We start from the raw sequence: 515 nt of genomic DNA, 5'->3' as shown, positions 1-515 counted from the left end.
TGAAGAGATTGAGGAAAGTGCATTACATCAAAAAATATTTACAGTCGTAAGCTGAGGAGGAATTAAACATGGGAAACATGCCAAAGGATTTTTTATGGGGCGGTGCTTTAGCTGCCCACCAATTTGAAGGCGGATGGAATCAAGGCGGTAAAGGGCCGAGTGTCGTCGATGTGATGACAGCGGGTGCGCACGGCGTGCCGAGAAAAATCACGGACACGATTGAAGAAAACGAATTTTATCCAAACCATGAAGCCATTGATTTCTATCACAGATACAAGGAAGATATCGCTTTGTTTGCGGAAATGGGATTAAAATGTCTGCGGACGTCCATCGGCTGGAGCCGGATTTTTCCGAAAGGCGATGAGGCTGAACCGAACGAAGCTGGTTTGCAGTTTTATGATGATGTGTTTGATGAATTGCTGAAGCATGGGATCGAGCCGGTCATTACGCTGTCTCACTTTGAAATGCCGCTGCACCTGGCAAGAGAATATGGAGGCTTCAGAAACCGGAAAGTC

The 515-nt window shown here is 46.4% G+C and carries 1 pseudogene; it reads left to right on the top strand.

Annotation, left to right across the window (positions count from 1 at the left end):
- Positions 1-68 precede the first annotated feature (68 nt).
- A pseudogene (gene bglA / locus ACWHAR_RS32095) lies at positions 69-515 on the top strand (6-phospho-beta-glucosidase BglA); the annotation flags it as partial.

The sequence above is a fragment of the Bacillus sp. LR--39 genome (genome assembly GCF_053613335.1).
The sequence above is the reverse complement of the archived record's forward strand: the minus strand, read 5'-3'. Positions and strand labels throughout refer to the sequence as shown.